Here is a 25,215-nt window from a genome sequence, read left to right as displayed (position 1 = left end):
ACTACTGCTTTTCCGCCTGTCCTTGATCCTCCACTGCTATCATCCTCATTATCTTTCTGTGAAGGGCCTTTATCAGCTCCCTCATATCCTCCATTAGAACCACGTCACTCGCTCCAATCGCCTCTAGATTAAAGGCGAACGGGCTTGGAACTTCGTTCCTCTCAAAAACCATCCCAATCTTACCCTCCCTACCCCAGCCCAGAAATAGCTCGGCGCTTTCAACGTCCATCTTGTCCTCCATAATCTCGCGGTAGACCTCCCTGAGGAGCGGGAAGTCTGGATGGTTCTCCTTGAGAACCCTGAGGAGCGTAACTGCCATGGCCTGCTGCCTTCCGAGCCGTTTACTTCTCCCAACGTAGCGCCTCAGGATCAGCAATCCGCGGTTGGCCACGTGCCTGAAACGCCTCTTCAAAAGCTCGGTGTTGTCCAGCGCCCTCCGGAGGGTTTCCCTTAGATTCTCAATCTGGAAAAGCTCCCTCACCTCCCCCCTCTGAGAGCCTCGCCTCTTTCGGAACCCTCAGGAGAAAGCCGTTGTCGTTTATCGCTATCCCGATGTTGCAGCCTTTCCATTTGCTTATAGCGTAGGCGAAGGCCCTGCTCAATGCATCGTTTGCCCTCCTTCCAATAAGGGTGTGAAAGAAGTACTCCCAGGTTTCCTCCTTTTCGACTTCCTCAACTAGAACCGTCTCGTCATCCGGGGCGGTTGAATACCTTGTCTGCTCGCGGAAATAAGCAATAATCGCCCTCGCCGCTTTCTCGTCTATGTTGTATCTCCTCATGAGCACCTTAACCGTGTCTTTTCTGTTATCTTTTCTGTTAATGAGTCCCTTGACCTCCCCTCTAAAGCGCTGTATGTCAAGGGCAAGGTCGAAGCTGAGCGGAAGCATCTCCGAGAACCAGGCTGGGATGGTCGGTTTCACACCTTCGCGCGGGATTACGTATACCCTGTTTCTCCTGCTCTTCACAAACTCGTAAGTTCTCCCGGCTAAGACGAAGACGTCACCGGGCATTAACCTCTCGGCAAACTCCCCCTCAACGGTCCCGATCATCTGCTTGTCCATCGTGTAGACGCGAATCTTAGCCTCATCGGGGATGGTTCCAACGTTCATGTAATAAATCGTCCTCGTCATCTTGCCGCGCCTTCCGAAACGACCGTCCTCAAGCCATATTTTTGCGTAGACTTTCCTGTCTTCAAGACCCTCATAACCGCCGGAGAGGTACTTGAGGACGCTCATGAAGTCCTCAAAGGGTAACTCGCAGTAGGGATAAGCGCGCCTTACAACGTGATAGGCTTCTTCTACATCCCACACCTTGTTAAGTGCCATACCTAAGAGGTGTTGCACCAGTACATCGAGGGGATTCTTTGGTATCTTAACCCTGTCGAGCCGCCGATTCCTGGCGTTGTGTGCTAAAACAGTAACCTCGACGAGGTCGTCCCTGTCAAGCGCTATTATCACCCCTCTGCTGACTTCGTGGAGCCTGTGACCGGCCCTCCCGATGCGCTGTAACGCACGGTTCACGCTCTTTGGCGAACCGATGAGGACAACGAGATCAATAGTTCCGATATCAATCCCTAACTCCAAGCTTGTTGAGCTGTTTTTCGAGATAAAGCCGTTCACGACGTAGTTCCCGGTCTCGGAGTTTATTATTCCGTAGGCATAATCAATGTAAGCGGGTTCAAGTGATGTGATCCTGTCAAAGAATACGTCACCCTCGGCGAGTTTTCTCAGTTCCTCAATCTCTCCCAGAACTTCATACATCCCTTTATCCTTTGCCTCTTTTTCATACGCTTCAAGGAGCTTTAGGAGATTTCTCCTGCTGATTTCTCGCTTTCCAAGCTTAACTCTTATTGGGTTGTAGAGTCCCGTCTTCTGAAGGTGGTATGAGCTTATCCCAAGCCTCTTCCGGAGTTTCCTCAGGCGCTCTCCAATTCCAGGAATGACGTCGAGGTTTGAGTACCCTTTAGAATAGAGTTCCTCCCAGTTGGAGAGGTCGCTCCTCCAGGGCCGTATCTTCCCGAAGAACCGTCCGAGGTACTCCCCTCCGATGACGGCCACCGTATAAGCGGCCCCTTTCTTCGCTATCTCCCTGCCCTTGAAATGTTGAACCTCATCGTAATCTCTGACCCTGATAGAAGAGACCACTCCGGCTTGAAGGAGGACGTCTCTGATCCCCTCAGCGAAGTTCCTGTTGAACGTCGAAAAGCCTGCCGAATAGATCCGTCCATCCTTGACCTTAAGGTAGCCGTCTCCGTCGAAGTGGCCTGCCAAAAACTCCCTCTTGTGCTCCTCTGGGAGAACGTAAACTATTGAGGGGAAAACTCCCCTCTTTGACTTCTTTCTCGAGTTCCCCGTTAAGGCCTTGAAAATTCTTGGAAGCAGGACGAAGGGAATCTCAAGCGCCCATGTGCTTTCGTTCTGCTTCCTTATAATCCCGTCGACGCCGAATTCTGCTTTACTCAGCACCCCGTACTTTTCGAGCATTCTCCTATCAGTCGAGAACAGGGTCAGGGTTCCGCTTTTCCACGAACCATTGGCCATCCAGAAGCCCAACAGTCTGGCCATTCCTGGAGTGAAGGTAAGGGGCAGGGTGTAACGATCCTTGCCGGAGGTTATTCTCTCAACGTCTTCTCCGCTTATTTCAAGCCCTGCATCCTTTATAATGGCTTTCAACCTGCTCCATCTAAAGGGATAAACGCCGTTGAGTTGCTTGGTGAGATAAGAGGTATCCCATCCTCTGTGGCGTGCATAGTTCCTAACCGAGCCAAACTTTGCCCGTATCGAGAGTTTAAGCTCCTGAAGAAAGCCCCCTTTGAGATGGAGGTAAGCTGCATCGGGAAGGACTTCAAAAATCGAGACTTCCCTCCCCGGACTTGGAAGCCTCCTAACTACAGCGAGGTAGTCCCCTTCTCTAAGCTCTCCAGCCTGAATCCACTTGAGCCCCCGTCTCTCACGGTGAGGAACCTGTGCTCCCTAGTTGCCACTATCCCAAAGCCAAGCCGGGTTTTAATCCTGAGGCCTTTGCGGTTGTAGGGGACTTTATGTGGCTCCTTGAATTTCACGAACTTCGTCCTGAGGGAATCCACCCCAGTAATTCCCGAGGCGTTTAGCTCCCTAATCTCAACGGGGCCTTCTTCGGTTAGAATTTTCGAGTCTCCAGAGACGCAAATGACTGCCTTAAGCTCGCCCCTCTTCAGCTTCTCCTCAACATCAAGGCGAACCTCGCGTGAGAGGCTCGAATGGTGGGCCTCTATCAACCCTTCAAACTCAGGATAACGCTTCTTCAGGTTGAAGGCGACTCTCTCTGCACCGCTCCTCGTGTTGGTGAAGATGAGCGTCGTCCTGTTGGCCCGTATAAGCTCCGCCAGTCTGGAGTAAAGGGCGTCACTTAAAACGTTAGCCGGAGTGTATATCAGGTCCTCGACGGCACTTTCCACACTTATCCTGGTCTGTTTGGCAAAGCTGACGTCAACGACGAGACCCGGTCTCGGCTTTCCATCCTCAAATCCGAAGACGAACTTTGCGACCTCCTCGAGAGGGTGTATTGTCGCGCTCAAGCCGATTCTAATGAAGTTTCTTTCCGCCATCTCTTGAAGCCTCTCAATACTGAGAGCCAAATGAGTTCCGCGCTTGTTCTCGGCTAAGGAGTGGACCTCGTCAATGATGAGGTACTTTACAGTCTTAAGCCTCTCACGGAACTTTGGGGCGTTCAGTGCTATTGCCAGACTCTCCGGCGTTGTGATGAGAATGTGCGGGGGCTTCCTCACCATCTTGCTCTTCTGGTAACTTGAGGTGTCGCTCGTCCTTATGCCAACGCGGATTTCGGGTAAATCATAGCCAAGTTCTCCTGCCACCTCCTTTATCTCCGCCAGTGGACCTTCAAGGTTTCTCTTGATGTCATTGTTGAGCGCTCTAAGGGGTGAAACGTAGATGACGTAAATTTTGTCTTCAAGCTTTCCATCCTTTCCAAGGAGAATCAACTCGTTTATTGCCGAGAGAAAAGCGGATAGGGTCTTCCCGGAGCCCGTTGGCGATGAGATTAGAACGTTCTCCCCCCTGTGTATTTCCACTACCGCGTAGCGTTGTGGTGGGGTAAAGGTTCCAAACTTCCGCTTAAACCACTCTCTAACAGGCTCGCTGAGGATAGAAAATATCTCCCCGTCTGTGTATTCTCTCTCTGCCCGTCTTATCCCCCTCTCACTCATCGATCTCCATTCTCTGGCTTGGATTTTTAAACTATTCGGTTGCCTTAACAAACTTTTTAAGTGGTGTGTTGAAACTCAAACCGGTGAGAGAATGAACACGAGGGAGAATCTTGAGAGGGTTCTTTTCGAGTTCAACAGGCTCCACGGCAGCGAGGCGGAGGTGAGGATTTTGAACTTGGAGGGCAATGAGGTCATCATTGAGTTTGAAGGCTCCTTCTGCGCCACTTGCGGTCTTTACGACTACTTCGAAGACATCAAGTGGGAGGCAATAGAGCTCGGAGTTGAGCTTGAGCCGATTGATGTTCTTGAAGCGGAGGAAGACGGGTTTGAACACGGGCGCTACGTTGTTAGGTATAAACTCGGAGAAAGACCTGCTCTCTCAGTAGGGGACAACGGTTAAAAGCCTCCCCGACAATCCCCACCCATGTGGTTGCTGGTTGCCCTGGGAATTATCCTCTTCTGGGATGGCTACTTCTTCGTCAATTATATAATCGGTCTCTTCGGTGATTACAGGATTTCAAAATGGTGCCCTCGGGTCTCGGTAATCATCCCCGCCTACAACGAGGAGAAGGGGGTTTTGAAGGCAGTGAACTCAGCCCTTGAGCAGGACTACCCTAATTTTGAAGTCATCGCAGTTGACGACGGGAGCGAGGACGGGACTTTTGAGGTAACATCCTCTGTACGAGATCCCCGCCTGAAGGTTTACGGGATTGAGCACGGCGGGAAAGCGAAGGCCCTGAACTTCGGCCTCTCAAAGGCCTCGGGTGAGATCATAGTCACAACGGACGCGGACAGCGTCCTTGAGCGAGACGCCGTTAAAGAACTCGTGAGGCGCTTTTACTCGGATGAGATTGTGGCTGTCGGCGGACAGGTCCGCGTTCTGGGTGACTCTTTCATTGAGAGGGCACAGGATGTCGAGCATTTGAGGATAGCCATGTTCCGCAGGGCAAAAGAGCTTGAGAACCTGAGTCTCGCCCCCGGCCCGATAGCGGCCTTCCGGCGGGAAGCCCTTGGGAGGATAAATGGATTCGTGGAGGACAGCGTGGAGGACTATGCGACGACTAAGGCCATGAAAGGACTCGGGAGGGTGGTTTACAGCCCAAAGGCCAGAGTCTGGACGGAAATGCCGCGTTCCTTTCCTGCCCTCTGGCAGCAGAGGAAGCGCTGGTTCCTCGGCGATTTGCGGAACCTCGGTGGGGGCTTCACCAAGAACTGGGGTTTTCTGCTCATAGGAGATGCGGTGGCACTTTTAGATGTACTGGTTCCGCCGGTGCTTCTTTTAACGGGCCTTTGGTGGTTCTTTGTTCTATGGTGGGGCTTTGAGACTTTCACGATGCTAGTCCCAACAGTGGTTGAAGGCGGGGGGTTTTTAAACGCCCTGCTTTTTCCGCTAATCGTCTGGTTCTGGGCAGCTTTTTATCTCTCCCTCCACATCTATGGATATACAAAGTTGCCTCTTGAGAGGTGTTGATCCACCGAAACCCTTTTAAATGTCCAATCATGTGCTACATAGACTATATAGAGAATATAGAGGGACGGGGAATGATAGCGGTCATCGCAACGGCTTTCTTTATGGCATGGGCCGTTGGTGCCAATGACAGCGCAAAGGCCGTTGGAACCGCCGTCGGTTCCGGTATAGTTGGCTTCAAAAGGGCAGTGCTCATAATAGCGGTCTTCACGACGCTCGGGGCGGTCATAGGTCATTCCGCGGTTCCGGGGACTATAACGGGACTGGCTGAAGGTTTAACAACGGCCCAGGTTGCCCTGGCCCTCTTTAGCGCTGCCTCCGCGGTGACGCTTGCAAGTCTCATCAGCATGCCTATATCAACAACCCAGTCCATAATCGGTGCCCTGATAGGTTCGGCGCTGGCCCTCGGCCTCCCCGTGAACTGGTGGATGATAGGCAAGATAATCTCTGCCTGGTTTTTTTCGCCGGTCTTTGCGTCCCTTCTGGCTATAGCAGTATACAAGATTTACAACCCCCTTCTCAAGCGGATAAAATGCCTCAAGAACCTTGAACTTACCCAGAAGTGGCTCGTATTTCTGGCCTCCGCGTACTCTGCCTTCAACTTGGGAACGAACGAGGTTTCAAACGTTATAGGGCTTGCGAAGGCCGGTGGAATGTCAAACCCCAACGCCCTCCTGGCCCTCATAATGGCCTTTGGAACCCTCACCTTCAGCTATAAGGTTATGATGACGATCGGGAAGGACATCGCTCCCCTTGGCCCTACCTCGGCGTTTTCAAGTCAGTTCGGGGCGTCGATAGCCGTTAACACAGCCAACCTCTTTGGACTTCCAGTCAGCTCGGGCCAGGCCGTCGTCGGCGCTATCAGCGGATTGAGCGTCTATAAGGGGGAAAAGGTCAACAAAAAGGTTCTTACGGACATCGTCAAGAGCTGGGTTGAGGCACCCCTCTTTGCAGGGATCCTAGCATTCATCCTCATAAACCTCTTCTCCTCCGCAGGCTTTTAAAGCCCCAACCATACTCCATGGGAGGTGTTGTGAGATGGTTGATTTTAAGTTCGAGGTCAAGGCGAGGGACGCCGCCGGAAGAATAGGAAAGCTTACCATCAACGGAAAAACCGTGGAAACACCAGTCATAATGCCCGTGGTCAACCCGAAGCAGCTCATGGTAACCCCGAAAGAACTCAAAGAGATGGGTTTTGGGATGATCATCACGAACTCTTACATCATCTACAAGACGCCCGAGCTGAGGGAGAGGGCGCTGGAAGAAGGGATTCATAAGCTACTCAGCTATGGTGGGATAATCGAGGTGGATTCCGGTTCCTTCCAGCTCATGCGCTACGGAGACGTTGAAGTTACTAATCGCGAGATAGTTCAGTTTCAGCATGACATTGGTGTTGACGTGGGAACTTTCCTCGACGTACCAACCCCTCCGGACGCTCCGCGGGAGAAGGCGGAGGAGGACCTCAGAATAACGCTGGAGAGGGCTAGAGAGGCCGAGGAGATAAGGGAGATAGCTATGAACGCGGCCGTTCAGGGTTCTACCTACCCTGATCTGAGAACCTACGCCGCGAGGGAACTGGGTGAGATGAACTTTGAAATCCACCCGATTGGCGCCGTCGTCCCGCTGATGGAGAGCTACCGATACCGTGATTTGGTCGATGTCATTATTGCCTCAAAGCAGGGGCTGAGGCCGGACAGACCGGTTCACCTCTTTGGTGCTGGTCATCCGATGATCTTTGCCCTGGCAGTGGCGATGGGGATAGACCTCTTTGACTCGGCCAGCTACGCCCTCTACGCCAAGGACGACCGGTATTTAACTCCTGAGGGGACGAAGCGCTTGGATGAACTTGAATACTTCCCCTGCTCCTGCCCCGTCTGCTCCCGCTACACCCCGGGGGAACTCATGGAGATGCCAAAGGAGGAGAGGGCGAGGCTTCTGGCAATCCACAACCTCTGGGTACTTCGTGAGGAGCTCAACCGCGTGAAACAGGCGATAAAAGAGGGAACCCTCTGGGAGCTAGTTGATGAGCGCGCCCGCTCCCACCCCAAGCTTTATGCCGCTTACAAGCGCTTGCTTGAGTATCGAGATTACCTCGAGAAGAACGAGCCCGCAACTAAAGCCAGTGCGTTCTTCAAGGTGAGCGAGGAATCCATGAGGTGGCCGACGGCTGTTAGGGCAAGGGAGAGGGCCGAGCGGGTTAAGGGTAAGTTCCCGGAGACGGTAGAGCATCCGATATTCGGGGAGATTCCAAAGTATCTCAGCTTGAGCTACCCCTTCGCCCAGAGCGAAGGCGAGGAGGATTTCATGATAGAGAAGCCCAGAAAGGGGGAGGCGAGGAACTACATTATGATCATTGCCGAATATCAATTTGGAGAAGGGGCCGGCGAGGCGTTTAGAGATGCCTTCGTTGAGCTTTCAAGGAAGACAGGAATGCCAAGACAGATAAAGGTCAATGGCAAGCACCTTGCAACCTTCCGCGCGGAGGACGGCCTTCTAACGCTTGGCATTGAAGGGGCAAGGAGGCTTCACGAGATCCTGCCATACCCAAAGATGCGCGTCGTTGTCAACGAGGATGCTGATCCCTTCGCGAGGAAGGGAAAGAATGTCTTCGCCAAGTTCATCGTCGATGCCGATCCAAATATACGGCCCTACGACGAGGTTCTGGTGGTAAGCGAGAGGGACGAACTCCTCGCGACAGGCCAAACGCTCCTCAGCGGCGAGGAGCTGAAGGTCTTCCAGAGTGGACTGGCCGTGAAGGTGAGGAGGGGGGTGGAAAAGTAGAAAATTTTATAACTCTCCCTCTTTCTCTTATATCGGGCGGGCCCGTGGTCTAGACTGGTTATGACGCCACCCTTACAAGGTGGAGGTCCGGGGTTCGAATCCCCGCGGGCCCACCATTTAGCCCTTGCAGAGCAAGCGCTGGTGGAAAAATGAGGTGCCTTTCTACAAGTTACGTTTCTGAGAGGGTTTTTACTCACTTACTCTCTGATGAGAGTCTCACTCTATAAAGCACCCTCCTAGCGTTGAGAGAAGTTGAAGCAAAATTTAGCTTGCCTTTTCAGATACAGACCCACTTTGGGCCTGCAATCTTAGAAGACATGCAAACTCCTTCCGGGAGGTTTTGGCGGAAGTTTGTTCTTTGACCAAACTTTGCACTGCAAAGTTTGCTTGCTTCGCAAAGCGTTGACGGAAAGCTTGTAGGGCGTCAGGGGGAAGTTAACCCCGTGGTTAACAACATGAAATCCTTAAACAGGGGGACGTTTTAGCGGAAAATCGCAACCTTCGGTGAAACTTTGCTTGGCAGGGTTATAGAAAAAGGGGCCAAGAATCAGATCCCCGCCCCAATGTCCTCCGCGATGTCTGGGAGGTCCAAAGCTATTAGCTTGACCCTGGTCGGGATGCCGTCTCTGCTCCAGCCACGGGCCTGGTAATATTCGTCCAGCATCCTGTCGAGCTCCCACGGCGGGACGTGGAGTCCCTTGCTAACTCCCTCTGGTATTGGCTCCCACATGACCCTGTACGGTAGGGTGTCGTCCTTCCTGCTGAAGCCCTCGCGGACGTTGAAAGCGCGGGCGATGTTCATAATTCTCTCGCCAATGACCATCAGCTCGGCCTCGTCGATGTTCATGCCGGTGACGGCCTCAATCAGCGGTGGGAAGCCCTCAAGGAAGTACATGTGCCTTGAGAACTTGCACGTGCCGGTGGCGTCGTAGACGGCCATGAGATTCTCGTGGAAGGCAATCTCGAATCCCTTGTTCTCCCCCTTGGTTCTGTCGATGTTGTCGAACTTCCACCACTTGCCGACCAGCTCTGCCCCATAGGCACCACTGGTGAGATGGTCGGCACCGCGGACATTGACGGCGAACGCTAAGGCCATTCCTTTTATGCCGCGGACGTCGTAGGCTGGCGGTTCCATGCCCTTAACGTGCATGGCGAACTTCCAGCTGTCTTTACCCAAGCGCTCGCTGGCTCTCTTGACACCATCTGCAAGGAGCTTTCCGAGGTTGCCCTCGCGTAGCGCCATCTTCCTGAGGGCCTGAACGGCCGCGTCGCCGTTGCCGAAGGTGAGCTCAATGCCATCTGTATCCTCCTTGGTGAGGAGACCGCGCTCGTAGGCCTCCATAGCCCAGGCTATTGTAACGCCGGCCGAGATGGTGTCAAGTCCGTATTCATCAGCGAGTTTGTTGAGGTAAGCAACGGTCTCGAAGTCGTCCAGTTCAAGGACGCCGCCGAAGGAGTAGAGGGTCTCGTACTCCGGTCCGTCGACCTCGAAGGTACCCCACTTCTCGCTCTCAACGTGAACGTACTGGCTGCACGGCTTGTTGCACATCGGGCATGGCCTCCTGCCGGCCCGGTATCTCGGCGCCCAGAAGTAGGGATCGATGCCTATGTGCTCTCTTCCCTCCTCCTTGGCCTTTTCGTAGGCCTTCTTGAAGAAGCCCATCTGCCAGTTCCTAACAGGGAAGGTGCCGCGCTCACGGTTCATCCAGTCGAGGAATTCGCCGCTTCCGTACCCCATGTCGGCCTTGGTGGCGGGGTGATCCTTAAACACCATCGCCCACTCCCTGATAAGTTCACGGAGCTTCTTGGGGTTGGCTATCGGGACCTTCTTGCTTCCCTTTACGAGTATGCCTTTGAGTTTCTTGCTCCCAAGGACGGCTCCGGGGCCGCCCCTAGCAGCCTGCCTCTCATCGGTCTCGATCGTTGAGATAAAACTCAGCCTCTCGCCGGCCGGACCTATAAAGGCCGTTGCAAACCCCGGGTATTCCTCTTTTGCTTTGGCCCTGGCCTCTCCTGTGGTGAGGCCCCAGTAACCATCAGCGGGGGCGAATTTGACATCGTCATCCTCGATGACAATCATCATTGACTCGTCGCTCTTCCCCTCGATGATGAGCATGTCGTAGCCGGCCCTCTTAAGTTGAACACCAAGCTGTGCACCGGCCATAGATCTGCCGTAACCGCCGGTAAGCGGGCTTTTGAAGTTAAAGGCCGTCTTTGAGCCGGTTCCTATGCCAGTATCAACGAAGAGACCCGGCGTGATTATCATCTTGTTCTCCTGACCAAGCGGGTCAGTTTTAGCTGGAACCTCATCGTAGAGAACCCTGGTTCCGAAACCTACGCCCCCGAGGTATCTCCTAGGGAACTCCTCTGGGAGTGGCTCGACCTTGACCTCTTTAGTAGTTAAGTTGACCCTTAGAATCCTACCCCAATAACCGCCTTTCGCCTCCATATCAGAATCACCTCGAAAATCCTTCGGGTTGAGGGATATAAGGTCTTCGCAAAAGGAAGCGTTTCACATTAGAGCCGAGTTAAGCTCAACTGTTATCTGCTACTGTTTGAACACCCTCACATCAACGACCACATGCCAGACCCCAGGGGCATAGCGTTTAATGACCAGCTCGTTGAGCTTCTCCGCCTCGTAGCCGTGCTCCTTTGCTATCCTTTGGAAGGTTTCGAAGGGTTCCCTTGGCCTCAATCTCTCAGGGACAGTGTTGTGGTAGTGGATCACCGCCTCGTCCTTCGCTATGCTTAAAGCCTTCGGTATGAACTCTGCCGTTTTGATAACATAGCCCATTAAAACCCTGTCCGCGATGTTCTCACCCTGAAAGTCGCGGTTATCGATGTTATAGGCTGTCATCCTGTCCTGCACTCCGTTGAGTTCGATGTTTTCAATCAGAAAACTGAAGGTGTATGGGCTCTTCTCTATCGCTATAACGCGGGCCTTTCCGTGAACTGCCATCGGGAGGCTAAGGTGACCTATTCCAGCAAACATGTCAACGACCAGCTCCCCCGGCTTTGCCACTTTTGCCATCCTGACACGCTCCTTGACGTTGGCCGGTGAGAACATGACCCTATCAACGTCGAGTTTGTATTTGATCCCGTTCTCGACGTGGATCGTTACCGTATCACGGCCGTAGAGAAGCTCGTAGTTTGTCTCGCGGAACTCGCCGGAGATGTGACCCTTTCTGAGAACGGTTTTGGCACCTATAACCTCGGCGTAGACCTCGGCGATGCGGCGCTTGTACGGTTCAAGCTCCTCCCTGAGCGGAAGGATGAGAACGTCTCCTATCTGAACCCAGTGCTTTGGGAGTAGTTGAACTAGCCCTTCTGGAAGTTCCTGGGAGAGGATTTCCCTTATGCGCGGCTTTATGAGCTGCGTTCTGCTTTTCCGTGGCATCGGTGATAATCCTTCCAAACCCCTTAAAAGCGTTCCTCCCGCCGTTTCGTCAAAAATCGATGGGAAAGCCTTAAAAACTTATGAACGGAGTTTGAATTAAGAGATACCTGGAGGTAGATGAAGGGTATGGATGATGAACCACCGAATAGTTGGTTCTCCCGCCTGTTTAAACCGCGTGAAAAACCCGTACTTCTCGAGCAGAGGCTCAGCAGGGAGGCATACGAGGAATACCATGAGCTTCTCATGAAGGCCCGTCCTGAGGTGGAGGGCTCGAAGCTCCGTCTGCGCCTCTCGGAGGGAATTGTTGAACTCAATGAGGGTGTTTTGAGGGTCAGAGCGAAGAATCTCAAGACCGCGGAGAAGATACTGAGGAACCTGCACCACTATGAGCAGCCCCCGAGTCTCTGGCCAGCCTACGGGCTGAGCTACTCGCTCAAAAGGAGGAGAAGACCGATTCTCTAGTATTCATTTTCTCCCCTCGTTTCTCCCAAAGGTTTAAATGCCGGGTTAGGCTTAACTCCCCAAGCGGATGACGACCCTTGCCCAGTCTGATGGGTGATGACGTCGGTATTAGCTGACGCAGGGGTGGCGAGGTTCGCGGGCCGATGACCCGCCCCGTTCCTGGAGGGAAATCGATGAGCGGCAACGGGAACAATGAAAACGACGGATTCCTGGAGTTCTACGCGAGCGAGGCTTTAATATGTCCAAGGAGGGTATACTTCAGGCTCAAGGGTTATCCCGAGAGGTGGCCCGAGTTCGTCAAAATCAGGTTAAACCAGGGCATCAACACCCACAATGTCCTCGGGGATATCCTGAAGAAGCGCTTCGGCTTCGAGCTTGAGAAGCATTTAATACTGAGATCCAACAGACTAGGCTTTGAGATACACGGAAGGATAGACGCCATAGGTGACTTCCCTATCGAAATTAAGGGAAAGACCAGCCTCCCAGGTAAGCCCTACGACTATCACATGGCTCAGCTAAACATCTATATGCGCTGGGCCGAGGCGGAATACGGCTACCTCTACTACATCAAGCTCCACGACGAGCCGATGAAGATCATAAGCAAAATCGACTTCTCTCGCTTTCCCATAGTCAAAGGACCGAACTTTAAGGCCTTTGAGGTGCCCTACGACGATAGGTTGTTCAAGGAGACGCTGAGACACTTTTACAGGGTCAAAAAGGCCTACGAACGGGGGAAGCCGCCGAGGGGTGAGTACTCCTACGCCTGCAAGTTCTGCCCCTACAGGTACCTGTGTTATCCCGATGAGGAGTGATTTTTGTGGTCGCCAATCACGAAGATTGGGAAAATTTTGGGGTTCTATCCACAAAGCTACCCCTTTTTCACCACCCACTTAAGCCCTTCGTCCACCACAGCATCTATCCTCCCTTGATTGTACAGCTCCGCTATGAATGCCCTCACTGGAACGAGGTTAAGGGCAAGCTTCTGGGGAGTTATTTGGACGCTGTAGTGCTTCATTATCCTGAAGGCCAACTTGTCCATTGGCATGGGAGTTTTCAGAAGCTCCAGAATGAGGGATTTGGTTTCTTCCACTCGTGTGAGGTTGAACTCAAGCAGTTCCGTCGCTTCCTCTCCATTAACCTGCTTCCCGTGTGATGGAATGAGTAAGTAGCTCTTTTCCACATAATTCTGTAATTCTTTAATTGAAGTTTTGAATAATTCTGGGTCAACGAGATAGGGCAGTCCAACCGATTGGATGACCCTCTCGCCAAAGAAGGAGTCACCGGCGTAGATTATTCCGTTCTCCCCGTCCAAGAAGCCTGTCATCCCCGGTGAATGGCCGTTGAGCCTGATAGCCTTCAGGTCGAAGAGCTCATCACCCCACTCAAAGACCGTGTGAACCCTCACCCCCTCCGGGAACTGGAAGACCAAGAAACCTCCTGGAGCCTTTGAGCCAAAGGTGAGTAGCTCTCTGTTCAGCGGGCTTTCTGCCACCGAGAACTCGAAGCGGTGTATGAAGAGCGGCGCGCTTATTCTTGGTGCCACAGCCACATGGTCAGCGTGCCCGTGGGTCGCTAATTGGGCTTTTATCTCGAGCCCGAGCTTTCGCACTTCCCTCCCCAGATCCTTGTGCCGACCCTTTCCGTGGCCGGGGTCGATTAGAACGGCCCCATCATCAAAAACCCTGATGAAAGTTGATGGGCTTCCAGGATACAGGTAAGCAGAATCACTAAGCTTTCTCAGTCCCATATAACCACCGTGAAGAATAGGCACTTCCTCATAAAAGGGCACCGATGGAAGGTAAGGAAAGAGAAGGGAATCAGATGTGTCTCGGGTAGAGGGTCTTCTTGCCCTCGGCCTGCGCCCTCTTGACGGCCTTCTCGACGAGAACCTTGAGTTCCGCCTCAAGGGCGTCGTAGAACTCCGGGTTGACCCTCATTCCCGGGTCGACAGCCTTAACGGCCTCCTTAACCTTACTCTTGACTACCATCTCGGCCATTTCACACACCTCCTTGTAGACGGGTCGCACCGTGCGACCGCCAATAACTTACCATCCTTGGGGTTTATAACCTTTCCTGCATCCTCCCTGCGCTGATGGGTAGTGCTTTGCACTCCAAAAGGTTAAAGCCTCCTTGTGGTAATATGAGCGGTGATGATATGAGGAGACTCGTCCTCATCGACGGCGAACATTATCCAGATGTTACAACTTGGGCCGTTGAGATGCTTGGAGGGGTTTGTTGCGTCGTCTTCTTAGGAGGGAGCGAGAAGATAGGAAGCGTTGGCGAGATCGAAGCGAGGCTTGGCGTTCCATTCTACACTGGCACGGATTACTCTGAGGCCCTCACAAGGGCACTCCAAGAGAACGACATTGATGAGGTGGTTGACCTGAGCGACGAGCCTGTTCTGACCTATGAGGACAGATTTAAGATAGCGACGCTCTGCATGCTCCACGGCGTTGCATATAGGGGGGCGGACTTTGAGTTCAAGCCAAAGCCGCTGAAGAGAACTAGAAAGCCGAGCCTTGCCGTCATAGGCACGGGGAAGCGCGTTGGAAAAACGGCCATCGGCGGCTTTGTGGCTAGAGTACTGAGGAAGATTGCAAACCCCGTCGTGGTAACCATGAGCCGCGGCGGCCCGGAGAAGCCGGAGATAATAAGGGGGAGAACTGGGATAACCCCGGAATTTTTGCTCGAACTCGCCGGGAGTGGAAGGCATGCCGCCTCAGACCATATCGAGGATGCCCTCACTGCGAGGGTGACCACGATAGGGTGCAGGCGCTGTGGTGGGGGGATGGCGGGATTTCCCTTCTTCGATGTCATCGATGAAGGCGTCAAGCTCGCCGAGAGCCTGCCCAACGATCTCGTAATCTTCGAGGGAAGCGGTGCGACGTTTCCCGCTTACAGGGCTGACGGCTACATCCTGGCGGTGGGTGCACTTCAGAGGATAGACTTTCTCAGGGGGTACTTTGGTCCCTTTAGGCTTTCTTTAGCCGATATCGTCGTTGTCACCATGGCTGACCTTGCTGACGAAAGAAAGAGAGCTGAGCTGTTGGGGACAATTGGGAGAATCAATCCATCGGCGGATATCCACCTCACAGCCTTTAGACCGAGGCCCTTAGGGGACGTCAGCGGGAAGCGGCTCGGTCTCGTCATGACCTCTGGAAGGGCTGTTGAGAGGGCAAAGGATGGGATTGAAGCCCTCGGGGCGGAGGTTGTCGCTGTTTCGGGAAACCTCTCGAACAGACCTGCCCTTCTCCGTGACTTGAGGGGATTCACCAGTCTCGATGCGGTTGCGGTGGAGCTTAAAGCGGCCGCCGTTGACGTTGTGACGAGGTGGGCGCTTGAGAAAGATCTTGAGGTTATATACATGGACAACGAGCCCATGAACATCGACGGGAAGGACCTCCGCACAGCCGTTCTCAAGCTTGGAAAGTCTGTCCTGGGGGGAAGGAGATGATAGTCGTTACAGACCCTGAAAGGAGGATCAAGCTGCCCTTCTCGCGTGGAATCCTCACGCGCTCCATAACCCTTGCCGGGGTGGATGTCGGCGTTGCATACATAATCGCCACTGAAGTCCAGAAGGCGCTCGAGGGACGGAAGGCGCACGTGGTAACCACAGAGGAGATAAGGGGGCTTACCTATGGGAGCCTGCTGAACCATGGCCTCAAAGAGGCAGCACGGAGGTATCTGTTCTGGCGCCAGCTAAGACGCTTGAAGGTGCCGATAACGATACTCCTTGGAGGAGCGACGGGAGTTGGAAAGTCAACACTCGCGACGGAACTTGCCTTTCGCCTTGGCATAAGGAGTGTCATAGGAACGGACACAATACGGGAGGTAATGAGGAAGATAATAGCGCCTGAACTGCTTCCAGACCTTCACACATCCTCTTTTTTGGCCTGGAAAACTGTTGGCCCCGTGAGTGGAGGGAAGCCGCTGATTCGGGGCTTTGAGGAGCAAGTGAGGCACGTGGCCGTTGGCGTCAACGCGGTTCTCGAGCGGACCCACAGGGAGGGCTTCAACGCTGTCTTGGAGGGGATACACCTAGTCCCAGGCTTTGTGGAACCCGACGAGCATGACTTCATGTACGTAATAACCGTGGGGAGTAGAGAGGCCCTTGAGGCTCATTTCTACGAGCGCTCTCTCTACAGTACCCGCTCAGCGGAGTACTACCTCGAGCACATAGATTCGATTATTGAGGTACAGGAGTACATAGTTAAAATGGCCAGAAAACACGGTGTTCCAATTATAGAGAACGTCGAGCTTGAAAAAACGGTCGGGGGGGTTATGGAGGGCGTGATAGAGAGGCTCATGAGGGAGCTGGGGGAGTAATCATGGTCTCTTCACCTTCCATATCCCCAGCAGTCTGCCACTTCCCCACGTCGCCTGTACCTCGAAGACGACTATCATATCGCGGTAGATGTCTATCACGTTGAAACTGTTCCCGAAGGGGTTCCTGTGAAGCTCCCAGCTCACCGAGCCCGCGTTGACTATCGGCGTGTCCTCAACCTTAACGCCAAAGGCGTTTCCCCCATGGCCAGTCAGGACAAGGTCCGCTCCCCCTTTCGTTAAGACGTGGAGGACATCCCCTCCGTCCTCGAGGAAGCCAAGTTCCCTGCTCCTTGGAATAGGGACGATGTTGTGATGGAGCACCACTATCTTGAACTTATCCTCATTCTCTTTCAGCTTCTCAGCAAGCTTCTTCTGACCCATTCTCCCGACGACCCCAATCGGCGTCTCGTACTGGGCGCTGACAACAGGGATTACAAGAAAGTTTCCCATCTCCACCTCTCGAGGCTCACCAAAGTACTCCGTGAAGAGATCGTGGCCGAGGTAAGTTATGTCGTTGTGGCCCGGGACGACGAGCTTCCGTCCCTTAACCCTCCTGTAGAAGCCGATGGCCTTCTCGTAGTAGCGTTCAATACCCATATCGACCACATCACCGTTGTGGACGGCGAGATCCGGCTTAAGGTGGTTTATCATCCGTATCGCATTTTCCAGAACCCGTCTTCTGAAATATATCCTGTCGGAGACGTTGCTCTCGCTCATCTGGACTATCCTGAGGAGCCTCCTTCCGGAGGGCACGAAAATCTTCGGTCTTATCGGTCTGTGCTCCTTCCTCGCCTCATCGCCGGTGACGCGCCTTATCTTTACCCCTATGCGCCCGTCGTCGTGTAGCGTGATGATATTGTAGCTGTTCACATCCCCCCTACGGGTTTTCCGACAGGAAGTACAGCCGGCGTTGTCAACTATAAGGTCTTCAACGCGGTAAACGTTGGGCACGTGCTTGTGTCCACAGGTGTAGAGTGCAACATCGTGTCGGATGAGGAGGTCGAGCACGTCCCCTGCGTTGAAGAGAACATTCCTTTCCCGTCCAGTATTCGGGAGCGGGACGAGGTGATGATGAGCCGCGACTATCTTGAACCTCCGGTCGGAGTGCTCCTCAAGCCTCTCCTTCAGCCATCGAAACTTCCTGCCGCCAATTCTGCCGTCGCTCAGGTCGGGTATCGTTGAGTCAACCCATATAACGACTCCATCCTTGAACTCGAAGACGCCGTTCCTCGGCCCTATGAGCTCCTCAAAAAGCTCATATCCCACGTTCCTCACATCATGATTCCCAGGGAGAACGATGAGAGGCTTTTGAATCTTCTTCAGCTCGTATGAGGCTCTCTCGTACTCCTCTCGCAAACCTTGGTTGGTAATATCACCGGTGTGGATGACAAAGTCGAAGCTCCCGCGGTTTATCTCGTTGACTATAAGGTCGTAGGCGTAGCTCTTGTAGGCCTCGCCCCCCGTTATGTGTGTGTCGCTTATGTGAGCTATCCTTAGCATGGCCCTCACTCCGCGGCTATCGCGGTTTCAAGCTTCCTCCTGCTGGCAGTCAGCAGGTCCGTGAGACTGAAGACTCCTACAATCTCGCCGTTTTCCTCTATGAGCATGTGTTTGATGCTCTTCTTTGCCATGAGGTCGAGAACCTCGCGCAGGGGCGCGTTGACATCCACCGCCACGAGGTCTTTCGTCATTATCTCCTTAACTGGGGTATCGTTCGGAAGGCCAGGAATGACGACGCGCCTTATGATGTCGCTCTTCGTGAAGAAACCAACCACCTTCCCGTCCTCCACGACGACGAGGGAGCCGATGTCGAAGTCCACCATTATCCCACAGGCCTTCTTCACCGTGTCATCGGGGCTGACCCCTATCAGCTTCCTGGTCATGTAGATCCTAACCGGGGCCTTCGTCTCCATAAACTCACCCCATAACCATCTTCGTTACGTCAAACCTCTCCTCTTCAGGTAGTATCTTGACGTGAAAGGCCGTCCCGTTGAGGACTGGCTTCCACTCCCCCTGGAGGTAGAGTTCCAGTGTGGAGGACGCAACTGCGAAGAGGCCTTTTTTTCTCAGAACCATCTGCTTCACGTAGTCCCAGTTCTTTGGGTTCATTATGTGAAGGGGCGTTGAGTAGGCCGTTACGAAGGCGGAAACTCCATCGGGGCGTAGGAACAGCGTTCCAGTGTTGAGGCTCGTGTTTGTTGCATCCATCATCCGCGAGTAGTGCTCTAGAACTTTTCCTGGTTCTGGAGACTCGAGCTTCCTGCACATGTAAGCGCCCATTGCGTAGCTGTCTGAGACCCCTTCGAAGCTCTCCCCCTCGAACTCGGCCATCCTTATTATCCTTCCTTTGTCAAGGTCGCCATTGTGATAGAGCCAGAAGGAAAAGCCCCTCCTAGTTGAGAAGGCGAAGGGCTGGACGTTAAAGAGGCTTTTCTTTCCCTGTGAGGCCGCCCGTGAATGGGCCATAAGAACGATGAAGCCCTCAAGGTTGTCCTTGAGCCGTTCAACGGCACTGCCGTCTTTAAAGACCGGCTTGAGCGAGCGGTAGTGGCTCACGCTCCCATCCTTTAGGAGAACGTAGCCCCATCCATCCCCGTGGTAAGGCTTCTTCCCACGGGCGGCCTTGTAAGGGTCGTTCTTGGAGGCCTTCACGAAGGCATCGACAAGGGGAGCCATCTCCTCCCCCATTCCAACTGCAAAGAGAACCCTGCACATCAGTTTCACCGCACTACCTTTGTTCAAAGCTCCCAAAAGCTTTTAGGTCACCCTCCCGATTATAGCCCAAGGGGATGCCCATGGAGGAACTCAGGGCCGCGGTTACGAAGGTCAGGAGGAGGATAGCCTCCCACAGGAATCTCTATGAGAAGAACGAGGAAGCGGTAAAACAGCATCTCATTGGGGAGATATTCCAGGCCCTCGGCTGGGACTGGAACAATCCAGAGGAAGTTCGACCGGAGGAGAGGACGGAGGACGGTCGGGCCGACGCCCTTGTGATCAACGGTTCGGTTTTCGCCTACGTTGAGGCGAAGAACCTCAGCGTCAACGTTCTCAAACGGGATGAGCCTCTGCGCCAGCTCGCTCGCTACTGCTTCAACTCCGGCGTTAAATATGGCATTCTCACAAACGGTGCCGTCTGGATAGCAATCAAGGCATTTGAAGAAGGCTCACCCCTCAGGGACAGGATACTCATCTCCACGGACCTTCTGAGTGAACCCACCGAGAGGGCCGTTTTGAAGCTCTCTCCCCTCGCTAAGTCCAGGATATTAGAAATCGAAAGGCTCTCATCCCTCCTGAAAGCTCTTGAACTGAGCTTCTCCGGGCTGAAGGCGGAGGGTTATTCTGAGGAGGCTCTGGTGTCATACCTCACGGCGAAGGGGGGCCTCAGCTTAACCCCCCTTGAAGAACTAGATGCTGGTGAAAGGCCAAGGGCCGTTTACGTTTACGAGGATGGTTGGAAGCTCCTTCCACTTCAGGAGCAGAGCATCAAAGGTGCCCTTTTGTCAGTGCTGCTCTACATCGAGAATCGTTCCTCCGGCCCCAAGAGGGAAGAGGCAAAGAGGGCCTACGAGCACCTCAGAAGGATACAACTCGATTCGGAGACGGCTCTTAGGGTTCTCAAAAAGCTCGGTGAAGAGGAAAACCTTAGAGTCTCCGTTGAGGTTTAAACCACCTTCCACAGCTCGTCGCTTTCGGGCCTCTTAAGCAACCTCTCCGAGCCGCCCTCAACGATCGCCCTTCTCGTAGGGTCTCCAACGAACTCACCTATTACGGAGGCGTTTATGCTCTTCTCAGCGAGCGCCCTTAGGATTTCGTTCGCCTTCTCTCGGGGGGAAGCTATGAGGAGCGCTCCCGAGCTTATCAGCGCAAGGGGGTTGAGGCTAAAGAACTTGCATATTCTAAGCGTCTCCTCCCTCAACGGTATCCTCTCACTGTGAATCACGAAGCCAAGGCCGGCTGAATCAGCCATCTCGTGGAGGCCGTTGACAACTCCTCCCTCCGTCGGGTCGTGCATCGCATGGACGCCTATTTCGGCGGCCGTTAGAGCATCCTCAACGACGCTTATCACCTCTATGAACGACTTCGCACTCTTCACGAACTCCCTTCCGAAGGCCTTCTCAAGCTCTCCACTTTTTTCGCTCGCTATTATGGATGTTCCCTCGAGGCCTGCCCACTTCGTCAGGATTATTGCATCACCTGGCTTCGCACCGTTAGAGGTTACCAGCTTACTCTTCTCCACCTCACCGAGCATCGTTCCAACGACTATCGGCCTCTTCAGGCCCGGTGTGACTTCGGTATGGCCCCCAACAATTGCAATCCCGAGCTTTGAGGCGCTCGCGTGGAGGTCGTCCATTATCCGCTCGAGCGTCTTCTCGTCGGAGTTCTCCGGAAGGAGGATGCTCACGAGAAACCACTTTGGTCTCGCGCCGAAGGTGGAAACGTCGTTCGCGTTTACGTTGACGGCGTAGAAGCCTACCCTTTCTTCCGCTCCCGTTATCGGGTCCGTTGAGGCAACGAGAACTCTTCCACCGAAGTCTATCGCAGAAGCGTCAATTCCAAGGTCGGCCCCGACTAAAACCCTCTCATCAGGGGTGCCGAGGCGGTTGAAGACTATCTCTTTGAGCTTTTCAGGGGGTATTTTGCCCGGTGCCAGCATGTCACCACCGGTTAATTGTCGAATCGTCCCTTAAGAAGCTTTCCGGAGGAACAAAAAAGGAAAAACAGGATAGGAGGGGGAAGGACTCATCTCACGGCATCCAGGGGTTTCCTCTGTGTTTTTTGCCAAGCGGGAAGACAATGTGATCGCGGAACTTGAGTTTCTCCGTGGCGTAGAGCTTCATTATCTCGAACCTTATCTTCTTCATGAGGGTTCTTGCAAGTTCATAGTTGCCTTCCTTTATTGCTTTGTCAAGCTTCTCTGTAAGGGCTTTTAGCTGGGTAACGTTTATTCCCGCCTTCTGCATGATCATAAGCTGGGCTTCAATGCGCACCAGGCCCATTCTAAGTCCCATTCCTGGGTCCACGCGGAGTTTCTCCATCCATCCATCGGATGCAATCCTCACCACGAAGTCGGCGTGTGCATCGGCTGCAATGGCAAGTCCATACGCCTCACCGTACTTGCCCTCGTTGAGCGCTTTTTCGGCGCGCTGAAGCTCCTCCTCGGAAATGTTGAGCATCTTCTCGGCCATGTGCTTTTCGTGCTGGCTTAGCGTTGCGTTCTTGAGGAGCTTTTCTGCATAGGCTATGCGCTCTTTGGTCTTATTTATCGCATTGAGAGCCATCTCCCGAGTGATGTTGATTCCTATCTCCGTGACTTTAACCATCGAGTCATCGCGCTTTATTTTCTGGATTATCTTCAGCATTGCTCCCTTCATTACTGCAGTTTGAACTACCGTTATGTTCTTTGGCGTGATCCCGAACCTTCCAAGTATCCTTATCGGGTCTGTGGTATTGTTGGCGTAGATTATTACTCCCCTTGCCTTAACGGCTTCCATGAAGGCCTTCTTTATCGCGGCGCTGTCGTTGCCCGGAGCGATTATCGCGTTCCCTTGGAACTTTAGGTGAAGCTTAACGGTAGCGTTGCCTATGACGGCCACATCCGTTTCATATCTGTTTTCACCCCACCAGCGCTCCACCGTTATGTTAAGGCTCTGGAGGTCCGACACGTACTGCTCGGGCACCGCCACTGGGCCACCTATTATGATGACCTTATCTGGAGCGTAGGCCATGACCTCAGCGGTAACGTTTGGGTTGTAAACACCCCAGGGAGTCGTCACGACGAAGGCTCCCGTCATGTTTGCTATGTAATTGGCGAGAGCGCTGTCGGCCACACTGTCACTGACGAGTATTACCGTAACGCTACTGCTTTTGGCCGCTGAAACATCGCTGAAGGCCATTCCCGTGGCAATCAGCATCAAACCAAAGAGCAGTGCTACGCTTTTTTTCCACATCATGGCTTTTCACCTCGGTTGTTTATCTCCAAAAACTCCTATTTAAGCTTTTTTCACGAAATCGTGTTCTTAAATTTTCTTTCGTTAAGCCGGAAGATTGACTGGTCCTTCCTGGAATTTCCTGCGTTAAAAAACGTTAGCCCTCGTTTAGCTACGTTTATACTGGGTTGAGACGGGAGATATAATGGTCTGGGATACTACAAAAGCGCAGGAAATAAAAAGATCAGAACTCAGGCGTAGTAGTACTCGCCCCTCTCCTTTTGCTCCCTGTCCTTGACCGAGCCTTCCTTGTTGGCCCTGGGCCTGCCACTGTCCGGATCCCTGCGGAAGGTTATACCCACTGAAGCAAGGAAGCGGTTCATGCCCTCGCGCATTCCCATTGGGGGCAGTGCCCTACCGTGCTTCCCAGGTTCACCCTCAAAGACGATGAGCCTATCGCTGAGGTAATCCACCATCATCACGTCGTGCTCGACTATTAGGGCCGTCTTCTCGTCCTTTGCCATAAGGGAGCGGATTGCCTTTGAAACGGCCAGCCTCTGCTCTGAGTCGAGATGCGCGGAAGGCTCGTCCAAGAGGTAGAGATCCGCGTTCCTTATCAGGCAGGCGGTTATCGCGACGCGCTGGAGTTCGCCTCCGCTCAACTCGCTGATTCTCTTGTCGTAGAGTTCTGGTATTCCTAGGGGGTTCAGGAGTTCGCTCTTGTAGAAACTGCTCACGAGTTTGCTCCCGTTAATCTTACTGAGGAGTTCGTAAACCGTCCCCTCATAGTCAGCTTTGATGTACTGCGGTTTGTAGGAGACCATCAGCGACCAGTCGACCTCCCCCTCAGTTGGCTTCTCAACCCCGGCGAGCATCTTGACAAAGGTGGTCTTCCCTATTCCGTTCGGTCCGACAATTCCAACGACCTCGCCGATGTAAAGCTCTCCCCCTTCGGCCTCGAGTCTGAATGAGTTGTAGTCCTTCACCAGCCTTGGATACTGGACGAGTATCTCACCCTCTTGGCTCTTCCTCTCGCTCTTCTTCGTGAAGCTGACCTCATAGGGTCTGAAGCGGACGTTCTCATCCTTGAGGTAACCCTTTAGGAACTCGTTTATCCCGTTTCTTGTGCTCTTTGGCTTGGAGAAGATACCGTAGGCGCCGGGTTTACCATAGACGACGTGTATTACGTCGCTGAGGTAGTCTAGGACGGCCAAATCGTGCTCCACCGTGAGAACAGCTTTCCCGGAGTCGGCAAGGCTTCTGATGATCCTCGCGACTTCAAGGCGCTGCCTTATGTCGAGGTAGCTTGACGGCTCGTCGAAGAAGTAAAAATGTGCATCCCTGAGGAGGGCCGCCGCTATCGCAACGAGCTGGAGTTCACCGCCGGAGAGCTGTCGTATGTCCCTGTCGAGGATGTTTTCAAGCTCAAGTCCCTTGACCACCTCATCAAACTTCCCACTTTCGTCGGCCTTCTTGAGGAGGTCGCGAACCTTGCCCCTAACGGCCTTCGGAATGAGGTCGATGTACTGTGGTTTAACAACGGGTTTTATCTCGCGGTTCTTCAGCCTCTCGAAGTAGTTCTGAAGCTCATTGCCGCGGAAGGCTTTTATAAGGGCGTCCCAGTCCTCGTTGTCGGAGCAGAGGTTCGGGAGAATCTGACCCGAGAGGATTTTGACGGCCGTAGTTTTACCGGTTCCGTTAGGCCCGAGGATTCCGACGACCATGCCGTCCTTGACGACAGGAAGGCGGTAGAGGACGAAGGAGTTTATTCCATAACGATGGACGCAGTCTTCATCCAGCTGCTCCGGGAGGTTGACTATTGTTATCGCGCCGAATGGGCATTTATGCACGCAGATTCCGCAGCCGGTACAGCTCGCCTCCTGTATAACCGGCCGGTAGTTCTCCTCATCTATGATTATCGCCTCGCCGCCCATTCGGTTGACCGGGCAGACTCGCTCGCAGAGGAAGTGCCCGCATTTATCCGGGTTGCACCTGTCGTAATCGATGACCGCTATCCTGCTCATCCTCACCACCGGGTTAGGCTGAGGGTGAGGGTTTTAAAGGGTTGCGGGGCCGATTCGTGGAGATAAAGATTATGCCCTTCTACCTGTTCTACGGTTACTTGTATAATCTGGCTCTTCTGCGTGGTGATTTGTATGTATGCACGGGATTTGGATTACTATATCTTCGAGTTAGAAACATCCGATGAAAAAACGACCCTTGAGCTTTACTTCGACGGCAACAGGGCCGTAATCTCCAAAGGCTCGATCATGTGGATCTTCAAGCTCACCCCAAAGAACCTCCTCGCGGTGACCTACGTTCTCTCGAGGTTCGTAGAGAAGACCCTGGGCGAGGGTGAAATAATGGCCCTGCTCGAATGATTTTTTCTTTTTGTCCCTTTGGGACGAGCACGGAAGGTGAGAAAATGGCCGTGAAGGTTTACAAGCGGTTTGAGGCCTTTGTTGAGAGCGAGGCCGGAATCCTTGAGAGGATCTGCACCGGAAAAGTTGAACTCGCCCTCTTTGATGACCGCGCCCGTTTCAGGCTTCCCATCGGCGAGGTGGAGCGGACATACACGAAGGCAAACGGCGAGATGCTCCTCTAGATAATAAAGCTTCTTTTGTGTTGGTGATTCCTTAACGTGCCGTAG

At 53.3% G+C, this 25,215-nt stretch carries 21 protein-coding genes, 1 tRNA gene and 1 pseudogene; 12 read left to right on the top strand and 11 right to left on the bottom strand.

From position 1 onward, the window contains the following. Position 1 precedes the first annotated feature (1 nt). Positions 2 to 4,204 (bottom strand): annotated as a pseudogene (locus MV421_RS05820) (DEAD/DEAH box helicase). 91 nt (positions 4,205 to 4,295) lie between these two features. On the opposite strand from MV421_RS05820, the gene MV421_RS05815 reads away from it, so the two are divergent. The 5 genes from MV421_RS05815 to MV421_RS05795 all read left to right on the top strand — a co-directional run bounded on the left by MV421_RS05815 (position 4,296) and on the right by MV421_RS05795 (position 8,569). Continuing rightward, the gene (locus MV421_RS05815) at positions 4,296 to 4,604 is read left to right on the top strand and encodes a hypothetical protein (protein ID WP_297417554.1); all 309 of its coding nucleotides are present in this window, start codon (positions 4,296 to 4,298) and stop codon (positions 4,602 to 4,604) included. Positions 4,605 to 4,628: 24 nt separating this feature from the next. Further along, entirely contained in the window at positions 4,629 to 5,675 is a 1,047-nt protein-coding gene (locus MV421_RS05810) for a glycosyltransferase family 2 protein (RefSeq protein WP_297417557.1), read from the top strand. A 71-nt stretch (positions 5,676 to 5,746) separates the two neighbouring features. Then, positions 5,747 to 6,676, top strand: a complete 930-nt coding sequence (locus tag MV421_RS05805; RefSeq protein WP_297518149.1) for an inorganic phosphate transporter — start codon at positions 5,747 to 5,749, stop codon at positions 6,674 to 6,676. Positions 6,677 to 6,710: 34 nt separating this feature from the next. Next, complete coding sequence (tgtA, locus tag MV421_RS05800; RefSeq protein WP_297417560.1) at positions 6,711 to 8,453, top strand: tRNA guanosine(15) transglycosylase TgtA; 1,743 nt, start codon at positions 6,711 to 6,713, stop codon at positions 8,451 to 8,453. A 38-nt stretch (positions 8,454 to 8,491) separates the two neighbouring features. After that, a tRNA-Val gene (locus MV421_RS05795) sits at positions 8,492 to 8,569 on the top strand. A 431-nt stretch (positions 8,570 to 9,000) separates the two neighbouring features. Here the strand turns inward: MV421_RS05795 and MV421_RS05790 are convergent. Both MV421_RS05790 and MV421_RS05785 read right to left on the bottom strand, forming a co-directional pair. Further along, positions 9,001 to 10,902 (bottom strand): aldehyde ferredoxin oxidoreductase family protein, encoded by a 1,902-nt coding sequence (locus tag MV421_RS05790; protein ID WP_297417563.1) that lies wholly within the window; start codon positions 10,900 to 10,902, stop codon positions 9,001 to 9,003. A 99-nt stretch (positions 10,903 to 11,001) separates the two neighbouring features. Beyond that, the gene (locus MV421_RS05785) at positions 11,002 to 11,850 is read right to left on the bottom strand and encodes a class I SAM-dependent methyltransferase family protein (protein ID WP_297417566.1); all 849 of its coding nucleotides are present in this window, start codon (positions 11,848 to 11,850) and stop codon (positions 11,002 to 11,004) included. 126 nt (positions 11,851 to 11,976) lie between these two features. Between MV421_RS05785 and MV421_RS05780 the strand changes: the two genes are divergently transcribed. Both MV421_RS05780 and cas4 read left to right on the top strand, forming a co-directional pair. Then, entirely contained in the window at positions 11,977 to 12,312 is a 336-nt protein-coding gene (locus MV421_RS05780) for a hypothetical protein (RefSeq protein WP_297417683.1), read from the top strand. A 173-nt stretch (positions 12,313 to 12,485) separates the two neighbouring features. Beyond that, on the top strand, positions 12,486 to 13,124 hold the full coding sequence (gene cas4, locus MV421_RS05775) for a CRISPR-associated protein Cas4 (RefSeq protein WP_297417686.1): 639 nt from the start codon (positions 12,486 to 12,488) through the stop codon (positions 13,122 to 13,124). 56 nt (positions 13,125 to 13,180) lie between these two features. Here cas4 and MV421_RS05770 read toward each other — a convergent pair whose 3' ends face one another. Both MV421_RS05770 and MV421_RS05765 read right to left on the bottom strand, forming a co-directional pair. Further along, positions 13,181 to 14,059, bottom strand: a complete 879-nt coding sequence (locus tag MV421_RS05770; protein WP_297503594.1) for an MBL fold metallo-hydrolase — start codon at positions 14,057 to 14,059, stop codon at positions 13,181 to 13,183. 70 nt (positions 14,060 to 14,129) lie between these two features. Further along, positions 14,130 to 14,309: a hypothetical protein gene (locus MV421_RS05765; protein ID WP_297417572.1), complete on the bottom strand. Its 180-nt coding sequence runs from the start codon at positions 14,307 to 14,309 to the stop codon at positions 14,130 to 14,132. Between the two features lie 158 nt (positions 14,310 to 14,467). Here MV421_RS05765 and MV421_RS05760 point away from each other — a divergent pair, with 158 nt between their 5' ends. Next, positions 14,468 to 15,766, top strand: coding sequence for a 2,3-diphosphoglycerate synthetase (locus tag MV421_RS05760; RefSeq protein ID WP_297417575.1), 1,299 nt, complete (start codon positions 14,468 to 14,470; stop codon positions 15,764 to 15,766). Further along, the gene (locus tag MV421_RS05755; RefSeq protein ID WP_297417578.1) at positions 15,763 to 16,638 is read left to right on the top strand and encodes a 2-phosphoglycerate kinase; all 876 of its coding nucleotides are present in this window, start codon (positions 15,763 to 15,765) and stop codon (positions 16,636 to 16,638) included. Before MV421_RS05760 ends, MV421_RS05755 begins: the two co-directional genes overlap by 4 nt. Here MV421_RS05755 and MV421_RS05750 read toward each other — a convergent pair whose 3' ends face one another. The 3 genes from MV421_RS05750 to MV421_RS05740 are packed head-to-tail and all read right to left on the bottom strand — an operon-like array spanning position 16,639 to position 19,353. Then, the gene (locus tag MV421_RS05750) at positions 16,639 to 18,138 is read right to left on the bottom strand and encodes a metallophosphoesterase (RefSeq protein WP_297518147.1); all 1,500 of its coding nucleotides are present in this window, start codon (positions 18,136 to 18,138) and stop codon (positions 16,639 to 16,641) included. Between the two features lie 5 nt (positions 18,139 to 18,143). Continuing rightward, on the bottom strand, positions 18,144 to 18,551 hold the full coding sequence (locus MV421_RS05745; protein ID WP_297417580.1) for a cyclic nucleotide-binding/CBS domain-containing protein: 408 nt from the start codon (positions 18,549 to 18,551) through the stop codon (positions 18,144 to 18,146). Positions 18,552 to 18,555: 4 nt separating this feature from the next. Then, positions 18,556 to 19,353 carry a class II glutamine amidotransferase gene (locus tag MV421_RS05740; RefSeq protein ID WP_297417583.1) on the bottom strand — a complete coding sequence of 266 codons (798 nt, stop codon included), beginning with the start codon at positions 19,351 to 19,353 and terminating at the stop codon, positions 18,556 to 18,558. Between the two features lie 74 nt (positions 19,354 to 19,427). Between MV421_RS05740 and MV421_RS05735 the strand changes: the two genes are divergently transcribed. After that, positions 19,428 to 20,303, top strand: a complete 876-nt coding sequence (locus MV421_RS05735; protein WP_366938818.1) for a type I restriction enzyme HsdR N-terminal domain-containing protein — start codon at positions 19,428 to 19,430, stop codon at positions 20,301 to 20,303. On the opposite strand, the gene MV421_RS05730 is transcribed toward MV421_RS05735, so the two are convergent. From MV421_RS05730 to MV421_RS05720, 3 genes are all read right to left on the bottom strand, one after another. Beyond that, positions 20,300 to 21,292 carry an AIR synthase family protein gene (locus MV421_RS05730; RefSeq protein ID WP_297417586.1) on the bottom strand — a complete coding sequence of 331 codons (993 nt, stop codon included), beginning with the start codon at positions 21,290 to 21,292 and terminating at the stop codon, positions 20,300 to 20,302. The two genes, MV421_RS05735 and MV421_RS05730, sit on opposite strands and share 4 nt — an antisense overlap. 91 nt (positions 21,293 to 21,383) lie before the next feature. Beyond that, complete coding sequence (locus MV421_RS05725; protein ID WP_297417589.1) at positions 21,384 to 22,589, bottom strand: hypothetical protein; 1,206 nt, start codon at positions 22,587 to 22,589, stop codon at positions 21,384 to 21,386. 227 nt (positions 22,590 to 22,816) lie between these two features. Continuing rightward, complete coding sequence (locus MV421_RS05720) at positions 22,817 to 24,589, bottom strand: ribosome biogenesis/translation initiation ATPase RLI (RefSeq protein ID WP_297417695.1); 1,773 nt, start codon at positions 24,587 to 24,589, stop codon at positions 22,817 to 22,819. A 132-nt stretch (positions 24,590 to 24,721) separates the two neighbouring features. Between MV421_RS05720 and MV421_RS05715 the strand changes: the two genes are divergently transcribed. Beyond that, positions 24,722 to 24,946, top strand: a complete 225-nt coding sequence (locus tag MV421_RS05715) for a hypothetical protein (RefSeq protein ID WP_297417592.1) — start codon at positions 24,722 to 24,724, stop codon at positions 24,944 to 24,946. 44 nt (positions 24,947 to 24,990) lie between these two features. Further along, positions 24,991 to 25,170, top strand: a complete 180-nt coding sequence (locus MV421_RS05710) for a hypothetical protein (RefSeq protein WP_297417595.1) — start codon at positions 24,991 to 24,993, stop codon at positions 25,168 to 25,170. Positions 25,171 to 25,215: the final 45 nt, after the last annotated feature.

The organism is Thermococcus sp. (genome assembly GCF_027023865.1).
GTDB lineage: Archaea > Methanobacteriota_B > Thermococci > Thermococcales > Thermococcaceae > Thermococcus.
Note: the sequence above shows the minus strand (reverse complement) of the source record. Positions and strands in the feature narration are given on the sequence as shown.